The organism is Collimonas sp. NPDC087041, from assembly GCF_044745265.1.
Taxonomy (GTDB): Bacteria; Pseudomonadota; Gammaproteobacteria; order Burkholderiales; family Burkholderiaceae_D; genus Collimonas.
Window position 1 is genome coordinate 125,363 of sequence record NZ_JBIUZX010000009.1, and the last position, 23,026, is coordinate 148,388.

The 23,026-nt window shown below is 58.6% G+C and carries 21 protein-coding genes; 15 read left to right on the forward strand and 6 right to left on the reverse strand.

Features of this window, described 5'->3' with window-relative positions; genetic code table 11:
• Positions 1-203 precede the first annotated feature (203 nt).
• The 9 genes from ACIPF8_RS17015 (at position 204) to ACIPF8_RS17055 (ending at position 8,624) form a co-directional block, all read left to right on the forward strand.
• Positions 204-1,229 (forward strand): NADP-dependent oxidoreductase, encoded by a 1,026-nt coding sequence (locus tag ACIPF8_RS17015; RefSeq protein WP_400423276.1) that lies wholly within the window; start codon positions 204-206, stop codon positions 1,227-1,229.
• Between the two features lie 121 nt (positions 1,230-1,350).
• Entirely contained in the window at positions 1,351-1,644 is a 294-nt protein-coding gene (locus ACIPF8_RS17020) for a putative quinol monooxygenase (protein ID WP_400423277.1), read from the forward strand.
• A gap of 220 nt (positions 1,645-1,864) precedes the next feature.
• Complete coding sequence (locus tag ACIPF8_RS17025; RefSeq protein ID WP_400423279.1) at positions 1,865-3,415, forward strand: DUF1800 domain-containing protein; 1,551 nt, start codon at positions 1,865-1,867, stop codon at positions 3,413-3,415.
• Between the two features lie 30 nt (positions 3,416-3,445).
• Complete coding sequence (locus ACIPF8_RS17030; protein WP_400423281.1) at positions 3,446-4,684, forward strand: DUF1501 domain-containing protein; 1,239 nt, start codon at positions 3,446-3,448, stop codon at positions 4,682-4,684.
• Between the two features lie 386 nt (positions 4,685-5,070).
• Positions 5,071-5,850 (forward strand): basic amino acid ABC transporter substrate-binding protein, encoded by a 780-nt coding sequence (locus ACIPF8_RS17035; RefSeq protein ID WP_400423282.1) that lies wholly within the window; start codon positions 5,071-5,073, stop codon positions 5,848-5,850.
• Positions 5,851-5,889: 39 nt separating this feature from the next.
• Positions 5,890-6,642 carry an amino acid ABC transporter permease gene (locus tag ACIPF8_RS17040; protein ID WP_400423284.1) on the forward strand — a complete coding sequence of 251 codons (753 nt, stop codon included), beginning with the start codon at positions 5,890-5,892 and terminating at the stop codon, positions 6,640-6,642.
• On the forward strand, positions 6,629-7,351 hold the full coding sequence (locus tag ACIPF8_RS17045; RefSeq protein WP_061533333.1) for an amino acid ABC transporter ATP-binding protein: 723 nt from the start codon (positions 6,629-6,631) through the stop codon (positions 7,349-7,351). Before ACIPF8_RS17040 ends, ACIPF8_RS17045 begins: the two co-directional genes overlap by 14 nt.
• A 59-nt stretch (positions 7,352-7,410) precedes the next feature.
• On the forward strand, positions 7,411-8,085 hold the full coding sequence (locus ACIPF8_RS17050) for a phytanoyl-CoA dioxygenase family protein (protein WP_400423286.1): 675 nt from the start codon (positions 7,411-7,413) through the stop codon (positions 8,083-8,085).
• A 248-nt stretch (positions 8,086-8,333) separates the two neighbouring features.
• Positions 8,334-8,624: a DUF6916 family protein gene (locus ACIPF8_RS17055; RefSeq protein ID WP_400423288.1), complete on the forward strand. Its 291-nt coding sequence runs from the start codon at positions 8,334-8,336 to the stop codon at positions 8,622-8,624.
• Here ACIPF8_RS17055 and ACIPF8_RS17060 read toward each other — a convergent pair.
• The 4 genes from ACIPF8_RS17060 to ACIPF8_RS17075 all read right to left on the reverse strand — a co-directional run bounded on the left by ACIPF8_RS17060 (position 8,617) and on the right by ACIPF8_RS17075 (position 10,889).
• Complete coding sequence (locus ACIPF8_RS17060; protein ID WP_400423290.1) at positions 8,617-9,216, reverse strand: GNAT family N-acetyltransferase; 600 nt, start codon at positions 9,214-9,216, stop codon at positions 8,617-8,619. The genes ACIPF8_RS17055 and ACIPF8_RS17060 overlap by 8 nt on opposite strands.
• Positions 9,209-9,742, reverse strand: a complete 534-nt coding sequence (locus ACIPF8_RS17065; protein WP_400423292.1) for a phage tail protein — start codon at positions 9,740-9,742, stop codon at positions 9,209-9,211. Before ACIPF8_RS17065 ends, ACIPF8_RS17060 begins: the two co-directional genes overlap by 8 nt.
• Positions 9,743-9,814: 72 nt before the next feature.
• A complete protein-coding gene (locus ACIPF8_RS17070) occupies positions 9,815-10,348 on the reverse strand; it encodes a phage tail protein (protein ID WP_400423294.1) in 534 nt (177 codons plus the stop codon).
• Positions 10,349-10,382: 34 nt separating this feature from the next.
• Positions 10,383-10,889: a phage tail protein gene (locus ACIPF8_RS17075; protein ID WP_400423296.1), complete on the reverse strand. Its 507-nt coding sequence runs from the start codon at positions 10,887-10,889 to the stop codon at positions 10,383-10,385.
• 650 nt (positions 10,890-11,539) lie between these two features.
• Here ACIPF8_RS17075 and ACIPF8_RS17080 point away from each other — a divergent pair.
• A complete protein-coding gene (locus ACIPF8_RS17080) occupies positions 11,540-17,263 on the forward strand; it encodes a putative Ig domain-containing protein (RefSeq protein ID WP_400423297.1) in 5,724 nt (1,907 codons plus the stop codon).
• A 42-nt stretch (positions 17,264-17,305) separates the two neighbouring features.
• Here ACIPF8_RS17080 and ACIPF8_RS17085 read toward each other — a convergent pair whose 3' ends face one another.
• A complete protein-coding gene (locus tag ACIPF8_RS17085) occupies positions 17,306-18,613 on the reverse strand; it encodes an LLM class flavin-dependent oxidoreductase (protein ID WP_400423299.1) in 1,308 nt (435 codons plus the stop codon).
• Between the two features lie 17 nt (positions 18,614-18,630).
• Entirely contained in the window at positions 18,631-19,593 is a 963-nt protein-coding gene (locus ACIPF8_RS17090; protein ID WP_400423301.1) for a sulfonate ABC transporter substrate-binding protein, read from the reverse strand.
• A gap of 240 nt (positions 19,594-19,833) precedes the next feature.
• Here ACIPF8_RS17090 and ACIPF8_RS17095 point away from each other — a divergent pair, with 240 nt between their 5' ends.
• The 5 genes from ACIPF8_RS17095 (at position 19,834) to ACIPF8_RS17115 (ending at position 22,905) form a co-directional block, all read left to right on the forward strand.
• Entirely contained in the window at positions 19,834-20,400 is a 567-nt protein-coding gene (locus ACIPF8_RS17095) for a DUF4865 family protein (protein WP_400423303.1), read from the forward strand.
• A complete protein-coding gene (locus ACIPF8_RS17100) occupies positions 20,397-20,567 on the forward strand; it encodes a hypothetical protein (RefSeq protein ID WP_400423304.1) in 171 nt (56 codons plus the stop codon). Before ACIPF8_RS17095 ends, ACIPF8_RS17100 begins: the two co-directional genes overlap by 4 nt.
• 72 nt (positions 20,568-20,639) lie before the next feature.
• On the forward strand, positions 20,640-21,488 hold the full coding sequence (locus ACIPF8_RS17105) for a LysR family transcriptional regulator (protein ID WP_400423306.1): 849 nt from the start codon (positions 20,640-20,642) through the stop codon (positions 21,486-21,488).
• 307 nt (positions 21,489-21,795) lie between these two features.
• Positions 21,796-22,485 (forward strand): hypothetical protein, encoded by a 690-nt coding sequence (locus tag ACIPF8_RS17110; protein WP_400423307.1) that lies wholly within the window; start codon positions 21,796-21,798, stop codon positions 22,483-22,485.
• A 33-nt stretch (positions 22,486-22,518) separates the two neighbouring features.
• The gene (locus tag ACIPF8_RS17115; protein ID WP_400423308.1) at positions 22,519-22,905 is read left to right on the forward strand and encodes a DUF4440 domain-containing protein; all 387 of its coding nucleotides are present in this window, start codon (positions 22,519-22,521) and stop codon (positions 22,903-22,905) included.
• The last annotated feature ends 121 nt before the right edge of the window (positions 22,906-23,026 follow it).

A 23,026-nucleotide genomic window follows, 5' to 3' on the forward strand; every position in this document is an offset into this window, starting at 1 on the left:
GGCCCTGAACACGGTCGTTTCTTCGATCGTGAGGTCGATCTTATTGCCATTTCCATTTTGCAATATTTAAACACAATTTGAGTCGCGGCGTGGTTTTGACGAGACGTCAATCGCACTTCGTCACTCTGCAATTTGCGCGGGCCGGCAACGCGTTTTCTACAATTTGGCTACACTGGCGACCTGAATCCAATTGAGCTTCCAACATGCAAACCAAATACCAGAACCGCCAGTGGTTTTACGTCAAACGGCCGGATGGCCGGGTCAGCAACGATCACTATGAATTGCGTGAAACCGAACTGGACGGCAATCTCGCCACCAACGAAGTGATCCTGCGTTCACGGATCGTCAGTGTCGATCCGTACATCCGCATCCAGCAGCATGAACGCAACACCTACGATGTGCCGCATCCGCTCGGCATCGTTCAGCGCGCCGGCGTGGTGGGTGAGGTGGTGGCTTCGGCCAGCCCGCTGTTCCAGGTCGGCGACTGGGTTTCCGCGTATAGCGGCTGGCAACTGTTTGCGCGTTGCCACCACAGTGAGCTGACCAAGCTCGATCCGAGCGCGGCGCCGGTGTCGACGGCGCTTGGCGTGCTGGGCATGCCGGGACGGACGGCCTGGTTTGGTTTGACCGAAGCAGGGCGGCCGCGCCCAGGCGATACCTTGCTGGTGTCGGGTGCTGCGGGTGCGGTCGGTTCGCTGGTGGCCCAGTTCGGCAAGCGCGCCGGCTGCCGCGTGGTCGGCATTGCCGGCGGCGCGGAAAAATGCCGTTTCCTGACCGAGACGCTGAAGCTCGATGCTGCAGTAGATTATCGTGCGCACACCACGCCTGAAGCCTTGAGCGCGGCGATCCAGGCGGCGACCGGCGGCGTCGATATCTATTTCGATAACGTCGGCGGGCCGATCACCGATGCAGTGATTCCGCTGATCAAGCGGCGTGCCCGCATCATCATTTGCGGCGCCATCAGCCAATATGACGGCGGCCTCGATACGCCGGATCTGGGGCCGCGCTTCCTGCAGCACATGCTATTCCAGCGCGCCACAATCCAGGGCATCCTGGCGCGTGATTTCACCTATCGGATGGACGAGATGCTGGCGATCGTGGCGCCGTGGGTGAAAAGCGGCGAGATCGTCTATCAGGAGACTTACGTCGATGGTTTCGACAAATTGCCGGAGGCGCTCAACAGCCTGTTCGAAGGGAAAAATCTCGGCAAGTTGCTGGTGCGCGTGTAGGCCGTCCTGTCCGGTCGACGTTAATGACGTTGTATTGCGCTGCCGGACAGCTAGACTGAACACTCAGCCCGGCTGATATCGTTGCTGTCGAGCGTTAGCGCATCACTAAAGGAGACCGATCATGGTCAAGGTGGGATTGTTCGTTCGGCTACAGGCCAAGCCGGGCAAGGAAAATGATGTCGAAACCTTTCTGCGCGATGGTTTGCCGGTGGTGCTACAGGAACCGGCGACCATTACCTGGTATGCGCTCAAGCTGGCTCCTTCGGTTTATGGCATTTTCGACACTTTCCCGGACGACGCCGGGCGACAGGCGCATTTGACAGGAAGGGTGGCCGCGGCCCTGATGGCCAGGGCCAACGAATTGTTTGCCGAACCGCCGACAATTCAGCCGCTCGATATCCTGGCTTCCAAATAACATCTCCGAAAACACCGTAATCCGGCGCGCAGACGCTGTGAGGGGCTGTTTGCGCGCTCAAATGCCGGCCATGTTCTGTACGTTCGTAGCGACATGGCGACAACGCGTATTTTTACAGTTGGTTACATCCGATACATATTGGCGATAGCAGGGTAACTATCAAAGTGGGTTAATAAAACAGTTGCAAGATCTCTCCCATAATTTCAAATGAAAGCCGTCCATGACATTGCAGATATCGAGCCTGCCGATCCGCATTGCTGCTCTAGTACTGTTTTCGGCGGGTTCCCTGGCCGCAGTTGCGGCGCCATTGTCTGTTGACCAGCAAGCGCTGCATGTCCTGGACCGCCTAGGTTACGGACCTAAGCCGGGTGATATCGAACACGTCAAGCAGATGGGGGTTGACCGCTATATCGACAGCCAGCTGCAGCCGGAAAACATTCCGTTGCCGGCCGCATTGACCGCACGACTCAATGCGCTTGAGGTGAGCAACGAAAGTGCAGGTGAAGTGCTGGCGGAATTTCTGGCGGTGCGTAAGGCTGCCAACGATGGTGATGACGCGGCCAAACAAAAGCGGCGCGAAGTAATCGGCAGGATCACTGAACAGAATGCCGAAGCGCGCATCGCTCGCGCCATCGACAGCCCGCGCCAGCTGGAAGAAGTGATGGTTGATTTCTGGTTCAATCACTTCAATGTTTATGCGGGCAAGGGCTTGGACCGCGCCTTGATCGGCGGCTACGAGCGTGACGCTATCCGCCCTTATGTGCTGGGATCGTTCCGCGACCTGCTGGGCGCCACCGCCAAGCATCCTGCGATGCTGTTTTACCTGGACAACTGGCTGTCTACATCAGCCGATTACCAGCCGCCGCAATTCCGACGCAATGCAGCGCAGGGAGTGAAAGCGAAAGCCACCGGCCTGAACGAAAACTACGCGCGTGAGCTGATGGAATTGCACACCTTGGGCGTCGATGGCGGCTATACCCAGAAAGACGTCACAGAATTGGCGCGCATGCTGACTGGCTGGACTTTCGAGCCGCGCGACCTGGTGCGTAACAACCGTACTTTCCGTTTCGATGCGCAGCGCCACGACCTTGGCGACAAGGAATGGCTTGGTCGCCATGTCGCATCCCAAGGTCAGCGTGAAGGCGAGTTTGCGCTGGACGTGTTGGCCATGAGTCCGGCCACTGCTCATCACCTCAGCTTCCAGCTGGCGCAGTATTTCGTGCAAGACAATCCGCCGTCAGAATTGGTGGAACGTTTGTCCAAACGTTATCTGGCAACCGGCGGCAATATCCGCGAAGTGCTGCGAACCTTGTTCCATAGCCAGGAATTCATGGCTGCGAGCAGTGTCGGCGCCAAGTTCAAAACGCCATACCAGTTCGTGATTTCCGCGGCCCGTGCAGCGCAAGTGCCAATCACCAATGTCCGCCCACTGCTGGGCGCCTTGAATCAATTGGGCATGCCGCTATACGGATGCCAAACGCCAGATGGCTACAAAAATACGGAAAGCGCCTGGCTCAATCCGGATGCGCTGACTCGGCGCATTACGTTTGCTACGGCACTGGCGGCAGGGCGTTTGCCGCTCACCAAGCCGGTTGGTCCGCAGCAGGATAGTGCTGTGCCTGCGGCAGAGTCGCAACCGCTGGAAGTGGCATCTCTGCTCGATGCGATCGGCCCAGGCATTTCGGGCAAGACGCGCGCCACCATCGACAGCAATCCCCAGGCATTGCGGGCGGCGATGGTGCTGGGTAGCCCTGACTTCATGCAGCACTGAGCCACATCATATTGTTGATCGAGGAATGCCATGAACCGTAGAAACCTAATGAAACTGATGGCGCTGGGCGGTAGCTTGGTGATCCCGGTGGGCCGCCACGCTTGGGCTGCAGTCAGCGACGACGGCAGTGTAACCAAGCGCAAGCTGGTGGTGGTGATGTTGCGCGGCGCGGTCGATGGCCTCAATGTTGTTGCACCCTATGGCGATGCAAATTATGCGCGGCTGCGGCCAACTATCGGTTTGGCGCGCCCAGGGCGGGACAATGGCGCGATCGACCTGGACGGCTATTTCGGCATGCATCCGGCGCTGGCTTCGCTGCAGCCACTGTGGCAACAGAAGAAGCTGGCGTTCATCCACGCCTCCGGTTCGCCGGATTCGACCCGTTCGCATTTCGATGCCCAGGATTATCTGGAATCCGGCACCCCAGGCAAGAAATCGACGCAGGACGGCTGGCTCAATCGCCTGTTGACGGCGTTGCCTGGTACTGCATCGCCAACCCGGGCCATCAGCATTGGCCCGATCATGCCGCGCATCCTGGCCGGCAGCGCGCCTGCGACCAACCTGGCTGCGGGTGCGGCTGGCACCAAGGAGTCGATCCTTGACCGGCCGAAGATCGGCAGTGCTTTCGACCAGATGTACCAGCACAGCGATAAATTTGCCAGTACCTATCAGGACGCCAGGGACGCCCACAAGGAAGTCATGACGGCAGCGATGAAAAATGAAATGCAGGTTGCCGATGGCGGTGCGCCATTGCCCAACGGCTTCCCGAACGATGCGGCGCGGCTGGCGACATTGATGCGTAACGATCCTAAAATCCAGATTGCCTTCGTTGCTTTGGGCGGCTGGGATACCCACGCCAACCAAGGCAATGGCAAGGGGCAGCTGGCGAATCGCCTGGAGCCGCTGGGCCAGGGTTTGGCGACATTGGCGCAGCATCTGGGGCCGGTATTCGACGACACTACCATCGTCGTCATGTCTGAATTCGGCCGCACCGCGCGCCAGAACGGTAACGGCGGCACCGATCACGGACATGGCAATGTGATGTGGGTGCTTGGTGGCGGAGTCGCCGGCGGCAAAGTGCTTGGTGAGTGGCAGGGTGTGGCAGACAGCCAGTTGCATGAAGGGCGTGATCTGCCGGTCACTACTGATTTCCGTTCGGTGCTGGCGCATATTTCCGAGCGGCATCTGCGCTTGACTGATGCCCAGCTTGTACAGGTATTTCCGGCAATGCCGGCAGCCAATCCGAGATTGAATTTCATGCTCGGCTGACAGGCACACATTGCGGCGCATTCGACGTAATGCGTCCGCTTGTATTTTCTCCCTCAGCGCGGCCATCAATACGGGCCTGGCACGCTATCTGCTTAATATTCATCGAATATTTCATTTCCTTTTGGAAATGTATATCGCCGCATGTTGCTCCTTCATGTTGCGCGCAGGCCGAGGTCACCGATAGGGTAAATCGGATGAGTCTGAATTTGTGCGCTGCCGGTGGCAAAATCGTATGAATTTAAGCGCTGTCGCCGGTTGACGGATCGCCGGTGAGCCGCGATCATGTTGCACGCGACGGGTTTTGCCCGCGATGGCTCGCAGTTTGCGGGGATGCGAGCTTGCAACGAACGATCAACTTAAACACATCATCACCAGGAGAATCATCCATGTCGCTAAAGAAATTTGCGGTGCTCGCCAGCATTCTGGCATTTGCGTTGCCAGTCGTATCAGCCCACGCCGCCGATGCGCAAACCTATGTGGTCGGCTCCGGCGGCACTTATCGCCCGTTCGAATTCGAGAACGCGAAGAAAGAGCTGGTCGGCTTCGATATCGACATCATCAAGGCAATCAGCAATGCCTCCGGCTTCAAGATCAAGCTGGTCAGCACACCGTGGGAAGGTATCTTCGCCACTGTTAATCAAGGCGACCGCGACATCCTGATTTCCGGTATCACGATTACCGACAAGCGCAGCCAGATGGTGGATTTCTCGCTGCCGTATTTCCCGGCCGACCAGGTCATCATCGTTGGCGATGGCCCGAAAGTAACCGGCCTGGCTGATCTGAAGAAATTGCAGGTTGGCGTTGTCAATTCCAGCACCGGCGATATTTCGGTGTCGGATGAAATCGGCAAGAACAATACCGCCATCCATCGTTTTGACAACACACCGCTGATGCTGGAAGAGCTGTATCGCGGCGGCGTTGATGCCGCGGTTGGCGATGTCGGTGTGATCAAGTTCTACATCAAGAGCCATCCAGAGAAGAAATTCAAGGTCATCGGCGACGCCAAGTTCAAACGCCAGTATTTCGGTATCGCTGTGCAAAAGGGCAACAAGGTCATGCTCGACAAGATCAATGCCGGCCTGAAGAAGATCGTCGCTGACGGCACCTATGCGAAGATCTACAAGGAATGGTTTGACGACAACGTGCCGACACTGCCGCTGCAGTAATCCGCGTAGGGCCTGATTCACTTTACACGGAATACATTTATGTTTGCTTCTTTCCAATGGGAGATCATTGGCGAATACCTGCCTTTGTTCATCGAAGGTACGCTGATGACGCTCAAGGTAGCGGTCATTTGCGTGGTTACCGGTACTTTCCTGGGGCTGTTGCTGGGCGTTGGCCGCGTGGCCGAAGCACGGCACGGCGCCATGAAATATTTCCTGCGCTATGCGGTGCAATGGCCGGTGCGTTTCTATGTCAGCTTCTTCCGCGGCACGCCGCTGTTCGTGCAAATCCTGTTGATTCACTTTGCGTTGATGCCGTTGCTGATCAATCCCAACGGCGGCTTGCTGCTTAGCGGCGACATCGCGCGGGAAGTCCGCTCGCAATACGGCGCATTCCTGTCGGCGGTGCTGGCGATTACACTGAACTCGGGCGCGTATGTGTCGGAGATTTTCCGCGCCGGTATCCAATCGATTGACCGCGGCCAGAGCGAAGCGTCGCGTTCGCTCGGCATGACCTATCTGCAGACGCTGCGCAAGGTGGTGCTGCCGCAGGCGTTCCGGCGCATGCTGCCGCCGCTGGGCAACAACGCGATTGCCATCGTCAAGGACTCATCGTTGGCTTCGGCGATCGGCCTGGCAGAACTGGCTTACGCGGCACGCACAGTGTCCGGCGCCTATGCGCGCTACTGGGAACCGTATTTGACAATTTCGCTGATTTACTGGGGCATCACATTGCTGTTGTCGGCTTTCGTTCAGCATTTAGAGAAAAGGTATGGCAAGGGTGATACACGTTAAACAACTGCAGAAAAACTTCGGCCGCGCGCACATCTTGCGCGGTATCGATTGCGATATCGAGGAAAGCGAAGTGGTGTGCGTGATCGGTCCGTCAGGCTCGGGGAAAAGCACTTTCCTGCGCTGCCTGAACGGCCTGGAAGAAGCCTCCGGCGGCGAGATTCTGGTCGACGGCATCAAGGTCAACGATCCGCACATCGATCTCAACGCGATGCGTGCCGGCGTCGGCATGGTGTTCCAGCGCTTCAACTTGTTCCCGCACATGTCGGTGCTCGATAACCTGATCATGGCGCCGATGCAGGTCAAGAAGATGTCCAAGGCGCAGGCGGTGCTGGTGGCGGAAAAACTGCTGCAAAAGGTCGGCCTGCTGGACAAGATTGACGCTTTTCCCAACCAGTTGTCAGGCGGCCAGCAACAACGCGTGGCGATTGCGCGCGCGCTGGCCATGGAGCCCAAGGTCATGCTGTTCGACGAGCCGACTTCGGCGCTCGATCCTGAACTGGTCGGCGAAGTGCTGGCAGTGATGAAGGCGCTGGCCGAAGAAGGCATGACGATGGTGGTGGTGACGCACGAGATGGCTTTCGCGCGCGAAGTTGCCGATCGGGTGTTCTTCATCGACCAGGGCGTCATCATGGAACAGGGGCCACCGGAACAGGTGCTGGGTTCGCCGCACAACGAGCGTACCCGCGATTTCTTGTGCAAGGTGTTGTAACAGCCTAGGCGTCAAACGATATCGGCGGTGAACGTATCGCCGATGTCGCGTAGAGGGAGTTGAAAATAGACTCATTTGATAGCGCTGGCTTCATGACTGTGCCCGCAATGCTAAGTCTGCGTGATTGCGCAGATTTGGAACAATTACTTTCCGGGCTGATGGTCAAGGGCGTTGGAACCAGACAATTGCTCGATTTTCCGTGGTGTATGGAGTTGGCGGCGTTTGTTCGTGCGCATCCAATGATTACTGCGGTCCTGCCTGCCGACCCTGTCGCCGTACAGTGCACTTTTTTTGAAAAATCGCTTGGACAAAATTGGCTCGTCCCTCTGCATCAGGATTTGAGCATACCGGTGGCGGCCAAGGTTGATCATCTGGAGTTTACGGGATGGTCGGAAAAAGAAGGTGGTCATTTCGTTCAGCCACCGATGAGCGTGCTGCAACAACTGGTGGCGGTGCGACTCCATATCGATGCATGTGGCGTCGATGATGGGCCGTTGAAGGTGGTCCCTGGATCGCATAAACAGGGGCGTGTCCCGTTGAGCGAGGCATTGGCCGAACGGGATCGATTGGGCGAGATTCCATGTCTCGTTGAAAAAGGCGGCGCATTAGTCATGAGGCCACTTCTGCTGCATGCGTCTTCCAAGGCGTCGGGAAATAGTAAGAGACGTGTCCTGCACTTTGTATACGGTCCGCGGACTTTGCCATATAGACTGGGCTGGCGGAATGCCGTTTGAGCTTGCTCCCGTTATGACTGCATACGAGGTATTTCGCGTGTTCGTATTCGCAAATTAGTTGCTGATAGGCCGTGGCAGACAGCGTTGCCGATCGGAAAATCCATTAAAATGAGGAGAGGTTCATCCTGTCTCGCTTCTGCATTTGGCGGAGTGCGCTGATGAGCCGATGAGGCTGTATAGGTCTTTGCCAATACAGCCTCAATATCCAGTCTGCGGACCTCGATCAACGCTGTCAATTCAATGGCTTTATGGATATCCTCACGCAGGAACATTTCGCAGCACGTCTGAACGACACATTTGTCGCACCTGACGATGGCAATGCCGCTTTCACGCTGATTGAAGTCCGGCCGCTGGCGGCGCCGACCTTGCAGGGGATGCTGCGCTCCCCATTCAGTTTGTTGTTCCGGAATTGTTCGCCTATCCTGTTGACGCAAAAGATCTATCGGATGCAGCACGATGCCATCGGTGAAGTCGGGATTTTCCTGGTGCCGGTTGCGCGCGATAACCAGGGATTTCTTTATCAGGCGGTGTTCAACTAACCTGGCTTGCCCGGGTTTCCTCGCCGTCTTGCGCGTCGTTTGACATCGGCCAACGCATGCCGATGTAAAGGCCTTCCATGTCGGTTGCGATGAAGCCGAGACGCTCGTACAACCTGCGTGCGTCATTGTTGCGCTGGTCTACGTGCAAATTCAATCCGGCTCCTGCATTCTGCGCCAGCATTTGTGCGTGGCGAATCAGCGCCGTGCCGACGCCGCCATTGCGCCACTCCGGCGCCAGGCTGATATCGATGATGAGGAATTCCGGCATTTGCCGCGACAGATAAAGGCGCCCGATCGGTTCGCCATTACATTCCATCAGCAAAAAATCGGCATTTGGATAATGCGTCAGGTAATGCCGGTGCTGCAGCGCGAACTGGCTGTCGATGAAGGCATGTTTTTGTGCGTCCGGCCAGGGTAACGGCGCCAGTTCTGCGGCGCGCAATTGGCGGTAGAGGGAAGTCAGGAAGCTGATATCCCCGGCCGCACAAGGGCGCAGCCGGATGCCGCGCTGTTGCAGGGCAGTCGGGGACTCCAGGGCTGCGCCAGCCGGAAATGCCGGCAGCGCACCGTGCCCTGGACCTTGATCAGTCAAACGCGGGGAATGCACCTTGCAGCGCGATGCAGAAGTTCAGAGGCAGCAGCGGCTGGCGGTTTTCGTGCGGCAGGCCGCCACCTGTTGGGCCGACGACGGTCGGTGCGAAGGTGGCATTGGCGGTGGCATTCTGCACAAATGGCGTAGTGCTTGCCGGCCCGGTCAGCCCATAACCGTTGGCAGGTGTGTTGCTCTGCAAGGTTGTGTTGGGCTGGTGGTACAGATTGGCGGCGTGGCTATGACCCGGGATTTCTGCCTGGAGCAGGCTAACCTGTTCCGTGCCAAAAGTGTCGCCGATATTACGTTGCGTCAGGCCGGGTCCTTGTCCCTGGCTGCAAGCCGCGCGGCCGGTAAAATTCGGCAACTGGAATGTGGTCCGACCGTCGCCGCCATAGTAGGTGCCAATCAGCGAAAACAGCGCGCTATTTTGACTGATCGATAATATGGCGCCATTGCATTGCGCCCAGCCGACAGGCGCAAAATTGAAACCGAAAATTTGAATCTCACCCAGGAATGGTGTGGTCACGATACTCTCTCCTCGTCTTATCTGATGGCTGCGCCGGCGATGTGTAATGCAACATGGCAGGCGCTCTGGCTGTTATGACTGCGACGGAAAAACCCCTGCCCAGGCAATGCAAAATGACACTGTCAACGTCGGCATCGTGTTGTCGTGCGGCTGGTTTCCGCCGGTACTGCTGGTCGACGCCGGCGACATCACATAGGGAGTGAGTCCCGTAATGCTGCTGGCATACATCTTGTCGCTGGCGGCAGCAGCGCCCAGTTGCACCGTTGCCGCTGGGGCGCTGGCAGTTGCCTCCAGACTGGTGGCGCTATACGGATGGGTATGGGCGGGTATTGTGCTGGTCGTCAATGTGACGTTTTCGGTACCGCCTTGTTGCCCGAGAACGCGCGTCGACAGGCCTGTACCGGTGCCTTGATGCAGCGGCACCTGGCCGCGCATGTCCGGCACGCCGAAGGTGCTGGCGCCGTCACCGCCATAAGTTGTTCCCAGCAACACGAACAGCGTTTGATAGTCGGCGATCGATTTCAGGCTGCCGTCGCATGCAAACCATCCGGTGGGCACGCGTTGAAAGGCGAGCAGGCGGATTTCACCTACATAGGGTGTAGTCATGGCTTTATTCCGTTAAAGGTTGCGAGGGAAACGACTAACTGCGCGATGGGAAAACGCCGCTGAGGGCAATACTGAAATTCAAGACCCGGAACGGTTGCATGTTTTCATGCGGGCCGTTGCCGCCGGTCGCAGCCAATGTTTGCGGCGCCAGCACTGCCTGCGTGCCATTGGTTTGCGCATAGATGGCTTCAGTTCCGCTGCCGCCGTAGAGCGTATTGGTGGGATTCTTGACCGCGCCTGCTGTGGTGGTGCCATTGGGTACGTGGGTGTGACTTGGCAACTGCGTTTGCAGCAGCGTGACGGATTCCTGGCCGAGGGGCTGGCCTTGGGTATAGGTAGACGGTTGCCAGGATGGATCAACCGAAGGGCCGGTATGTATTGGTGTGCTGCCTTGCAGGTTGGGCAGGGCAAAATTGACGCGGCCATCGCCGCCGTACATGGTACCGAGAAGGGAAAACAGTGCCTGGTTTTGATTGATCGGTAGCAACTGCCCGTTACAGAGCGCAAAGCCGCGCGGGGCAAAACCGAAGCCGGATAACATAATCTGTCCAACGTAACATTCAGCCATCGTTTTCTCTCCCAAGATTGATGTGGTAATGCACTGATGGTGGCACAGCGGACGCTAACTGTGTTGATTGTGTATTTAAAGCAACAGTTAGCAATAAACAACAATTCTTATTGTTAATTTTGTTTACATTCGGGTTAGCATACGTTGCCAAAAGGTAAGCGTCAATAGCCGTCATGGCAAGCAAAAAGAGCGAAAAGACTCTTTGTCGAGCATTGAGTAAAGCGGTGGATAACCATCGCAAAACAGCGCACGAATACGAAAAAAAACATCAGGGAGAAATCATGTTGCTGCGTCCGCACGCTTGTGCCGGTAGTTGCGAGTTGTCATCGTTCGCAACCGGTTCTGTATCAGATCAACGGGGAACTATCGAAGGACGAAGGGCATCTGCGCGCAGCCGGGACTGGCTTCCGCGCGCGTTCGCCAGCTTGCTGTATACGCTGCTTCTTGGCATGTGCAATCTGGCGTATGCGAAACCGAGCACGGAATGTCCGACACCGGTAGCCATCACGGTTGCCTCGGGCGGTGTTTACAATCAAAGTCTGCCATGCGCGACACTTGGGCTTTCCGGAGTAGCGGTTGCGCCATCGCATGGTGTCTTGTTGGATCCAGTGCAGTTTAACGTCGTGCAATACACGAATAATGGCGACGGTGCATTGTCCGACACCTTTGCTGTGTTTGATGATTCGGACGGCGAAATTGTCTATAACGTGACGATCCAGGCGTCGACTTCGCCGATAACAGTGTTGCCGGCGAGCTTGACTAATCCCGCGGTTGGCGTCAGCTACAGTCAAACCCTCAGTGCTTCAGGTGGGGTAGGGCCTTATACGTACTCGATTAGCTCCGGGAGCTTGCCTACCGGCCTGACTTTATCCTCAACGGGCGTGATTTCCGGTACCTCAACTTACACCGGCCCGGGGTCCGTGACGATCGGCGTCCATGATTCCACCACACCAACAGCGCTGACCACAACCAAGTCCTATTCCTTCACCGTGCCGCCGCCGGTACTGGTGATATCGCCTACGACGCAGCCTGCGGGAACAGTGAGTATTCCGTACAGCCAGCAATTGAACGGTTCGGGCGGCACGTCTCCCTACAGTTATACCTTGCAGACAGTTACCGGAAAAGGCTTGCCGCCGGGATTGAACCTGGCGTCGACCGGCGTGATTTCAGGTACGCCGACCACCGCCGGCACCTATACCGCATCAATCGTCATCGTCGACAGCACTACCGGCAGCGGGCCGTATCCGGTACCTTTCGATGTCACCATTACCATCAACGCCACACCCGTCGTCGTCGTGAGCCCATCCACGCTGAGTGCCGGCAATGTTGGCGCCTTGTATAACGCGCCTTCGCTGACCTTGTCCGCCAGTGGTGGCACTGCGCCTTACACTTTTGCGCTCACCGCGGGCGCGCTGCCGGCGGGAATGACCTTGACGAGTGCTGGTGTCCTGTCGGGCACGCCGACTGCCGGCGGTAGCTTCAATTTCACGGTGCGGGCTACCGATCAAAATGCCGTTCCCGGTTCGCGGGCCTATACGCTGTCAATCAATGCACCGGCGATGACCATCACCCCGCCGACACTGCCGGCGTCTACAGTAGGTGTTGCCTATGCCAGCCAGACCGTGACTGCCAGTGGCGGTACTGCGCCATATAGTTTCGCTATTACGTCCGGCTCATTGCCGACGGGAATGACGCTGTCGTCGTCGGGAGTGCTCTCAGGTACGCCAACTTCTGGTGGCTCCTTCAATTTCACCGTCACTGCAACCGACAGCTCTACAGGCAGCGGCCCGTATACCAGCGCGCGGGCGTACACGCTGACGGCCAATGCACCGACCATTGCATTGTCGCCGCCTACTTTGCCGACAATGACAGTCGGTACCGCTGTCAGTCAAATCATCACAGCCACAGGTGGCATCTCCCCTTATACCTACAGCGTTAGCTCTGGCACCTTACCGCCCGGATTGACGTTGTCATCAAGCGGTGCGCTGAGCGGAACGCCCACCGTAGCGGGGCCATACAACTTCACCGTCACTGCTACCGACAGTTCAACCGGTAACGGTCCGTATGTCGGCTCGCGCGCCTATTCTGTAACCGTCAATGCCGGTCTGCCTGTAGCGGGCGCCGTCAGTGCCACCGTTGCCTATGGCAGCTCTGCCAATCCGATCACATTGAACTTGAGCGGAGGTGCGCCAACTTCGGTGGCAGTGGCGTCGGCCGCCGCACACGGCACGGCTACAGCGAGCGGCACCAGCATCACATATACGCCACTGGCCGGATATATCGGCGGCGATACCTTCACCTATACATCCACCAATGGCGCCGGCACCTCCAGTCCTGCCACAGTGACGGTGACGGTATCGCCACCGACGCTGACGATTACGCCATCCGCCTCCTGGTCAGCAACCGACGGCGTCAGTTACAGCCAGACCCTGACTTGGGCTGGCGGCGCCGCACCTTATTCCAGCTACAGCGCGACTGGTTTGCCATCTGGATTAACTGTAACCGGAACTAGCGCCAGCAGCCTGACCATTTCTGGCACGCCGACTGCCGCCGGCAGTTTCTCGGTGGCGGTGTCGGCAACCGACAGCAGCAGCGGCAGCGGACCGGTTACGAAATCGCAAACCTTTACGCTGACCGTCGCCGCGCCAACCCTCAGCATCGCACCAGCCGGGTCGACCTTGACGCCGCTCTACGGCGCTGCGTTTTCACAGACGTTTTCAAGCAGCGGCGGTGTCGCACCATACACCTACGTGTTGAGCGGCAGCCTGCCCAGCGGGCTGAGCTGGAATGCCGCAACTGGGACGTTATCAGGAACGCCGACGCAAAGCGGCAGTTTCCCGATTAACGTAACGGCGACCGATCACTCGACCGGTACTGGCCCGTTCTCAGTCACAGGCAGCTATACGCTGCAGATCAGTGCGCCGGTTATCTCATTCACGCCTGCCAGTACGCCAGGCGGCACGGTGGCGCAATCGTATTCCGCCACGCTGAGCGCAAGCGGCGGTGTCGGACCATACAGCTACGCCGTCACCGCAGGAGCGTTGCCGACCGGGGTCTCGCTCAATGCCAGCAGCGGTGCGCTATCCGGCACACCAACTGCCGCCGGCAGTTTCAATTTCACTGTACGGGCCACGGATGCCAACAATTTCAACGGCAGCCAGGCCTACACCATCACCGTTGGCGGGCCGAGTTTGACATTGAATCCATCGACATTATCGGCGGCGAGCGTCGCAGCTCCGTACAGCGTCACTTTAACCGCCGGCAACGGCACGGGGCCGTACAGTTATGCGGTGGTGTCCGGCGGCCTGCCATCGGGCATCAGCCTGAATACAGCCAGCGGCGTACTGTCCGGCACTACCTTGCAGGCAGGAAGTTTTTCGATCACTGTGCGAGCAACCGACAGCAGTACCGGGGCCGGCGCGCCATTTAGCGTGCAAAGGAGCTATGCGCTGGTTGTTTCGGCGCCGACCATCAGCTTGTCTCCCGGTACAGTCAGCGGCGGTACTGTCGCAGTCGCCTATGCGACAACCATTCAAGCAGCGGGTGGCGCCGGCCCTTACGCATACAGCATCACCAGCGGTGCGCTACCGGCTGGTATCGCGCTGAATGCCTCGACTGGCGTGCTGGCCGGCACGCCGACTGCGGCCGGTACTTTCAATTTCACCATGAAGGCGCAGGATACCAACAGCTTCAGCGGCAGTCAGGCATATAGCTTGACGATTGCCGCCGCCAGCGTGACCTTGAATCCGGCAACCTTGCCTAACCCGACTGCCGAAGCGCCATATAGCGCCACATTGACGGCTGGCGGCGGTACTGCGCCATATAGCTTTTCAATCAATGGCGGTGCCTTGCCGAGCGGATTGACGCTGAACACAAGCACCGGTGTGCTGTCCGGCACTACCAACCAAAGTGGCACGTTCACTTTCAGTGTCCGGGTCAGCGACAGCAGCACCGGTACCGGCGCGCCGTTCAGTATCACCAATAACTACACACTGAACGTAGGCGCTCCTAGTATCACGCTGAATGCCGCCGTGGCTGCAGCGCCCAAGGTCAACGTTGTCTACAGCCAGCAGTTCACTGCTGCCGGCGGCGTCGCGCCTTATGCGTATGCGGTGGCCAGCGGCAGCCTGCCGGCCGGACTCACATTGAACGGCAGCACCGGGTTGTTGAGCGGTACGCCGACGACGGCTGGCAGTTTTCCATTCACGGTCAGTGCTATCGACGCGCATAATTTCAGCGGACAGCAAGCCATGACCTTGAACGTCGGCCAGGCGCAACCGGTGGCGGTCAACGACACGGCCGTCACCACTGCCAACCAGGCGGTGACGGTGAATGTCACCGCCAACGATAGTGGCCCGATTAGCAGCATTGCGATCGCCACCGCGCCAAGCCACGGCAGCGCGACTGTCAATGGATTGAATGTAGTCTACACACCGGCCAGCAATTACTTCGGCAGCGACAGCCTGACCTATACCGCAACCGGGCCGGGAGGCAGCTCAGCGCCTGCCACGGTGACGCTGAACGTGACGCCGCTGGCGGTGCCGGTAGCGGTGGCGCAGAGCGCGACCATCCTGGCTGGCCAGCCGGTTACGCTGCACGCAGCTAATGGCGCCAGCGGCGGCCCATTCACCGGCGTCACCATCGTGACGCCACCGAGCGCCGGCACTGCAGCGGTGAGCGGGACCGACATCGTCTATACATCGGTGGTTGGCAGCAGCGGCGACATCAAGTTCACTTACACCTTGGCCAATGCGTTCGGCGCATCGGCTCCGGTGACGGCGACCGTCAGCGTCAATCCGATGCCGACGGCGGGCGTCCATAGCGCCACGGTTAGCGCCGGTGCGGCAGTCAGCGTTGACTTGATGGCCGGCGCTGGCGGCGGCCCGTTCACTGGCGCCGCAGTGGTTTCGATAACGCCGACGACGGCAGGCACCGCAACGATTCGGGATGTCGGCACGGCCGGCAAGTCGTCCTACCAGATGACCTTCACCGCCGCCGGCACCTTTGCCGGCCCGGCCGTGATCAATTACACGTTGAGCAATGCCTTCGCTACATCGGCGCCGGGTAGCGTCAATGTTTCCGTGACACCGCGCCGCGACATGTCGACCGATCCTGAAGTCATCGGTCTGCTGGCTGCCCAGGCGGACAGCGCCCGGCGCTTTGCCAGCGCCCAGACCGCCAATTTCACGCGACGCCTGGAAAGCTTGCATGGCGATGGTTGGGGCCGCTCTAGTTTCGGCGTCAGCCTGACGCCGCCGACTCAGGATGGCAAACCGGCAGACGATGTGGCGCGCTGGCAAAACGACGATACGGATCGCCTGTTAGGCGGGCCGTTGCAACCGAACATGCGCAAGGTCGGCTGGCCGCAGCAGGTTGGCGGGCAGGGCGGCAATGGTCTCGGCGGCTGGGGTAACGCTTATGGCGGCAACAAGACGCTGGCCGCAAACGACACCCAAAAAACCATCAGCGACCTGCCTGACATGCCGGTGCATCAGGATGGACAGAAGCAGCCGTTGTCATTATGGATGGGCGGCGCGGTCGATTTTGGTCAGCACTATGTCAATGGCCGCCAGGACGGATTCCGCTTCACCACCAACGGCGTCAGCATCGGTGGCGACTATCGCATCAATGACCTTGCCAGCATCGGTATCGGCGGCGGCTTCAGCCGCGACAGCAGCGATGTCGGCAATAACGGCACCAAGAGCACTGCAGAAAGTGTCGTGGGCGCGGTGTATGGCAGCTTGCGGCCGGCCAAGAACGTATTCATCGACGGCGTGCTGGGTTACGGCACATTGAATTTCGATGCCACCCGCTATATCACTGACGGTGGCGGTTTCGCTACCGGACTGCGGCATGGCGACCAGATCTTCGGCGCTATTGTTACGGGCGTTGAATATCGGAACGATGGCTGGATGTGGTCGCCATACGGTCGCCTTGAGTTGATGTCTGCCACGCTCGATCAATATACGGAAACAGCGGCGGGTTTGAATGCATTGACCTACTTCAAGCAAACCGTACGCACCAGTAGCGCCACGCTGGGTGTCAGGGCCGAAGGGCAGTATGTGACCCGCATCGGTACCTGGATTCCACGCGCCAGGCTGGAGTTCAGTCACCAGTTCCAAGGGGCGGACGATGCCACGCTGGCGTATGCCGACCTGGCAGCGGCGGGGCCGGCCTACGTGATTCACACCAGCAGCCAGGACACCGGCAACTGGGCCGCAGGCCTTGGCGCCAGGCTGTTGCTGTCGAACGGCATGACGTTTACCGTCGACTACAACAGCAACATTAACGTTGGTAATGGCCGCAGTCAGTCGATCATGTTTAGCGTAGCGGTGCCGCTGAACTGAGGAAATGTGGCAGGGAGAGATGCAGGATTGCTGCTAAGCGGCTCAATCCTGCAGATAGCTGCGTAAGGTGTCGCCCCGATAATCGAGGCGGAACTGGTCGCGTCGCTGCAGCTCTGGAACCACCTGCTCGACAAAGTCGTCGAAGCCGCTTGGCAGGTGCACCGGTGTGATGACGAAGCCGTCGGCGCCTTGCTTGCCGACGATGTGTCCCATCCAGTCGGCAATGTCGGCGGCGGTGCCTGCTACTTGCGGCACCAGCACTCCGCTGGCGTAGAGGCGGCCGACGTCGGCCAGCGTCAATTGGCGTTCGGCGGATAACTCGCGGATCAGGCTGAACAGGCCTTGCATGCCGGCCACTTCCAGGTCGGCAATCGGCGCATCCAGCGCGTATCCGGAAAAATCGACATTCATGTGGCTCGACAAGGTCGACAGTCCGACTATCGGATCGACCAGTGCATTGTGCCGCGCCTGTTTTTCCTCGGCTTCGGCACGGGTACGACCGATGAACGGCATCAGCGCCGTAAGCACCTTGATATCGCCCGGCTTGCGCCCGAATTTGACGGCGCGGCCCTTCAAGTCGTTGTAGAAGCGCTGCATGCGCGCCAGATCCGGCTGGATGCCGAACACCACTTCGGCCCAACGTGCCGCAAAATCCTGGCCACGATGGGACGATCCGGCCTGGATGATCACCGGCCCGACTTGCGGCGTCGCCGGAATGTTCAGTGGGCCGCGTACATTGAAATAGCGGCCGCGATGGCTGATTGCCGCCACTCGATCGGCATTGGCATAACGGCCGCTGCTGGCTTCCAGCAACAACGCATCCGGCGCCCAGCTGCCCCACAGCTGATGCACCACGTCGAGGAATTCGTCAGCACGGTCGTAGCGGGCATCGTGGCCGAGGGTTTCACGCAAGCCGAAATTGTCGGCTTCGCCCTGGTTGACCGATGTCACCACGTTCCAGGCGGCGCGCCCAGACGATAAATGATCGAGCGTGGCGAACTCGCGCGCCAGGCTGTACGGCTGCGAATAAGTGGTGGAGCGGGTGGCGCCGAGCCCGATCTTTGACGTCAGCGCCGCCAGCGCGCCTAGTACCGGCAAGGGATCGAGCCGGGTCGCATCCTGGTCGCCATAGCCGACGCCGTAACGATGGTCGCCGCCAAAGCGGGTCGATACCGCCAGCCGGTCGGCGAAGAACAACAAGTCAAACTTGCCGCGTTCCAGGGTTTGCGCGATGTGGGCGTAATAGTCGAGCTTCAGGAAACCACCCGGATTGCTCTCCGGATGGCGCCACAGTACCTGGCTGTGAGCGGCGTTGCCGGCGATCAGGAAGGCGGCGAAATGCATTTGCATGGCGTGTCCCGATCCGCTTACAGCAAGACTTCAGCGTAAACCTTGTCCTTGACCTGTACCTGGGTTTTGATCAACCCCAGTTTGTAGAAGGCTTCGACGATCTGCTGCTGCTCGGCGACGATGCCGGCGTCGACCGGCACGGTAGTGTAGTTGCGGCGCTCCGTCGCCAATCGCAACACTTTGGCATCGACGCCAAGTTGCGGCGCCAGCAGTTCAGCGGTTTCCTGCGGATGGGATTGCGCCCAGGCGTTGGTTTTTTTCAGTTCCGCAAATAGCGTACGAATGATCTGTTTGTTGCGGTCGACGAAGCCCGGGTTGGCCAGGTGAAAGGTGCGGTTGTTGGAGAGGCCGGTGCCGTCACGCAGGATGCGCGGGCTGGTCGAAATCTGCTGGCCGGCCAGATAAGGGTCCCACAGGGTGGCTGCATCCACATTACCGGACTGGAATGTGGCGCGCACATCGGCCGCATTGGTGACATACACCGGCACGATATCGGCATAAGTCAAACCGACTTCTTCCAGCGCCCGCACCAGCAGGTACTGCACGTTCCAGCCACGGCCGAGGGCGATCTTCTTGCCTTTCAAATCCTGAACTGTACGGATCGGCGAGTCTTGCGCAACAAAAATGCCGATGCCCTTCGGATACGGTTGTTCAGCGGCCAGATAGACGGCATTGACACCCGCCGCGTTGGCAAAGGCCGACGGCGTGTCGGCGGCATGGCCGAAGTCGATGGCATCACCGTTCAGGGCTTCAGTCAATTGTGGACCGGCGGCGAACTCAAACCATTTCACTTTCCAGCCTAACGGTTGCAAGGCCTTTTCCAGGTTGCCGCTGCCTTTGAGGATATTGAGCGTGTTGAATTTCTGGTAGCCGATGCGCAAGGTGCGCTCTTCGGCGGCAAAGGCGGGCAATGTACTTGCTGCGGCGCTCGCAGCCAAGCCTTGTAATAGCAGGCGGCGCTTGTTGGATATGGTCGTCATTTGTGGCTGTTCCCTGATAGATCTGTACGCAGCGATGTGTGCTGCAGAACTGAACATGCTAGTTGCAGGAGCCGGCGCGGGGAACGAATAGTTTTGACGATGCTAAATTGGTTTTTGTATAAAGGATTTGTGCATATCAATGATTTAAAAATCGCATCACAGATATCTTGATTAAGGGCTTTTTTGAATGGCTGCGTGCGCGTAAGCTTGGTTCATCTACTTCAACCAAGGAGAAATGCCATGTTTGCAATACAGTATTCACACAGACTGCCAGCCGACTACAACATGCAACAGATGAGGGATCGCGCTGCCGCACGCGGCCCGCTCTGGGACGCCGTCGAAGGGATGATTTTCAAGGCATTCGTTATCCAGGAACGTGGCCAGAACGGCGCAGCAGGCAACTTGTATGGAGCGGTCTACCTGTGGCAAGAAGCCGACGCGACCGCAAAATTCCTGATGGGCGAGCGCTTCCAAAGCGTGATCGATTCCTTTGGCCGGCCTCAGGTGGAAAACTGGCTGCCGCTGGACGCTCGTGCCGGGCCGGCGCAGCAGGCGTCGTCGCTGTATCGGGAAGAAAGTCCGCTCGATGCCGCAGCAGACCGTGCAGCGGTGCTGGCGGGGGAGCAGGAGCGCAACCGGCGGATCGCCGCGCAGCCTGACACCGTTGCGGTGTGGACGGTAGTGGATGTCAGCGCCTGGCGCTTGATCCGCTTCAGGATATCTTCCCAGGCGCCGGATTTGGCCAAGGGTGCAGCGGTGTATGAAGTGCTGTATCTGGCCAAGCCCGGCCTGAGCCGCTTACCATGACACCCGCCGGAAAGCGCTGCGGCAGAATCGGCTTGGCGGCGCAACAGCCGCTGGCAGGCGCTACGGTAGTGGCCGCCCATCTCGCCGGATTTTTTATCACGGCCGCCATGATTGTCTGCCTTGCGGCGATCATGGCGACACTGGCGCGTCTATTTCTGGCAACCTGACGAAGATCGTACAATCATGAGAAAATCGTATGGATAGATAGTCCTATAAATCGATTTTCTAATGGTTATCCAATGAAAGCACTCGATCTCGAAGCCGTCCAGGCATTTGTGCTGGTGGCCGATCTCAAAAGCTTCACCCGCGCCGCCGAGGCGATGGACACCACCCAGTCGGCCGTCAGCCTGAAAATCAAGCGCCTGGAGGAGGGCATCGGGCGCCGGCTGCTGGAGCGCACGCCGCGCTTGGTGCGCCTGTCTGCTGAAGGCAATGCTTTCCTGGGATCGGCACGGACGCTATTAACCGCTCACCAAAGCGCGCTGGGCGCATTCGCCGTGCAACCGCGGCGCCTGGTGGTCGGTATCAGCCATCATGTGGTCGGCGCCGAATTGCCGCTCCTGCTCAAACGCATGAAAAACTCCGAGCCGGAGTTGGTCATAGAAATGCGTATCGCCAGTTCACGCGAAGCGATCGAAGCGTTCGATCAAGGCGCGTTAGATGCCGCTATTGTGCTGGGCCAGGACAACCGGCGACTGGATGGCGATGTGATTCTCAAAGAAGAATTCGGCTGGATGGGCGTTCCCGATTTCGAATACTACCCAGGACAACCACTGCGCCTGGCGACCCAGGCCGAACCTTGTAGCGTACGCAGCATGGCTGTCGCGGCGCTGGCCAGCGGCGGCGTAGCGTGGACCGAAGTCTTCGTCGGCGGCGGCATCTACACCATAGGCGCAGCGATTTCGGCCGGACTCGCAGTCGCCGCCTTGGGACGTCGCGTCGCACCAGCCGGAACGATCGACCTCGGTCCGCAACTCGGCCTGCCGCCATTGCCATCGCGCGACATCGTATTGCATTCAAACGTCTCCGATCCCCGCACGCGCAATTCCTTGCGCTTGCTGGTCACGGCAATCCGCTCGACGCAGTGAAGCGCGCGTGATTGTTCTTGATATTGCGAGCGACGTGAGCGCCGCTTCACTCCAGCAAACTCCCGTTTAAGCAACAAGATTTTGAGGGCGATTTAGCTGGTTCCAGATTATTATGTGCGAGTTAATTTGATTCAGTGGAATTGAGTCGGGAGAAACATGCTCCGGGCGTTGACTCCGGAGAGTGTCTGGACGACATAGAAAAGCATGGTTTCCACATCACCGATGCGCACGTTCGTATTACTGAAACGCCAGTTTGACGCGAGCTTGGCTCGATCGCTGTTCTACCAGTTGCCAGGAGCAATTTTCAATGTTGACGCAGACGCTACAAGACGGAGCTGACTCATTCCAGGTCTCGGTGCACGAAGCCGCCGCAGGTTCTCCGGTGGTTCTTTTCGCAGTGGGAGCCGGTGGTCAGCCAGAGCGTCACTCTACGCTCCTGGGCGCCTTGGTTGAATCTGGTTGCACGGTCGTTGCACCACATTTTGAGCGGCTTGCTTCGACTTCTCCAAGAGAGGAAGAACTGACCCTCCGGGCCAGGCGCCTGTCCCTCGCGCTCGACGCTTTCGTTGCACCGTCCGCAAAAGCGATAGGAGTGGGGCATTCGATTGGTGCCGCCACCCTCGTCGCCATGGCGGGAGGGCACATGTGGCTCAAGCTTGGTCAGCGCATCAACATCGCAGAGGATAGTCGCTTGGCTCGTCTGGCTCTTTTGGCACCACCGACGGGATTCTTCCAAGCCCCGGCAGCACTTGATGCGGTGCGAATTCCACTGTTGGCATGGGTGGGTTCGGCGGATAGCATGACCCCTCCGGCCCAAACCGAATGGCTGGCGCGTGCCATGCGCGATTGGAATACGGTGGATGTCCGCATCACGGAAGGAGCCGGCCATTTTTCGTTTATGGACATTCCTCCGCCACACACAACAGAGCCACTACCCAACAAGCAGGCTTTTCTCCGAGAGTATTCGAGCGAAATTTGCAAATTCGCGGTCGGCTGATGCCTGCCTTTCGTTAGCGCTAACGGCAATCATATGGAACCTGCCCGAATCACAGAACCAAGGCTTATGACTGTGCAAGCCGAATTGGCCGCCCGAGAGCCGATCTTCCATCGGCCCGAACATGGAACAACACGTGCCGACTTTGATCTGATGATGGACGCGGAGTTTTGGGAAGTTGGCGCGTCTGGGCGTCGTTATAGTCGAGCGCATGTCCTGGATATTCTCGATGAACGACATGCCAAGTCAATCGAAGAAAACTGGGAAACCCGAGACTTCTTCTGCCAGGAAATTGCGCCTGCAACCTATCTGCTGACCTACACGTTGTTGCAAGATTCCCGAACTACCCGTCGCACTACGCTGTGGCGACGCACGCCTGGAGGATGGCGTATTGTCTATCACCAAGGAACTATTGTTGAATAGCCGTAAGAATTGGATGTGCTGCATCAACCAGCCGTACCAGCCGTGATGAAGCGGTTACCCGCTCGTTTAGAGCATTTTAGATGGGTGAGCATGAACCGACAATCGATCTTTGGGGGAGCGC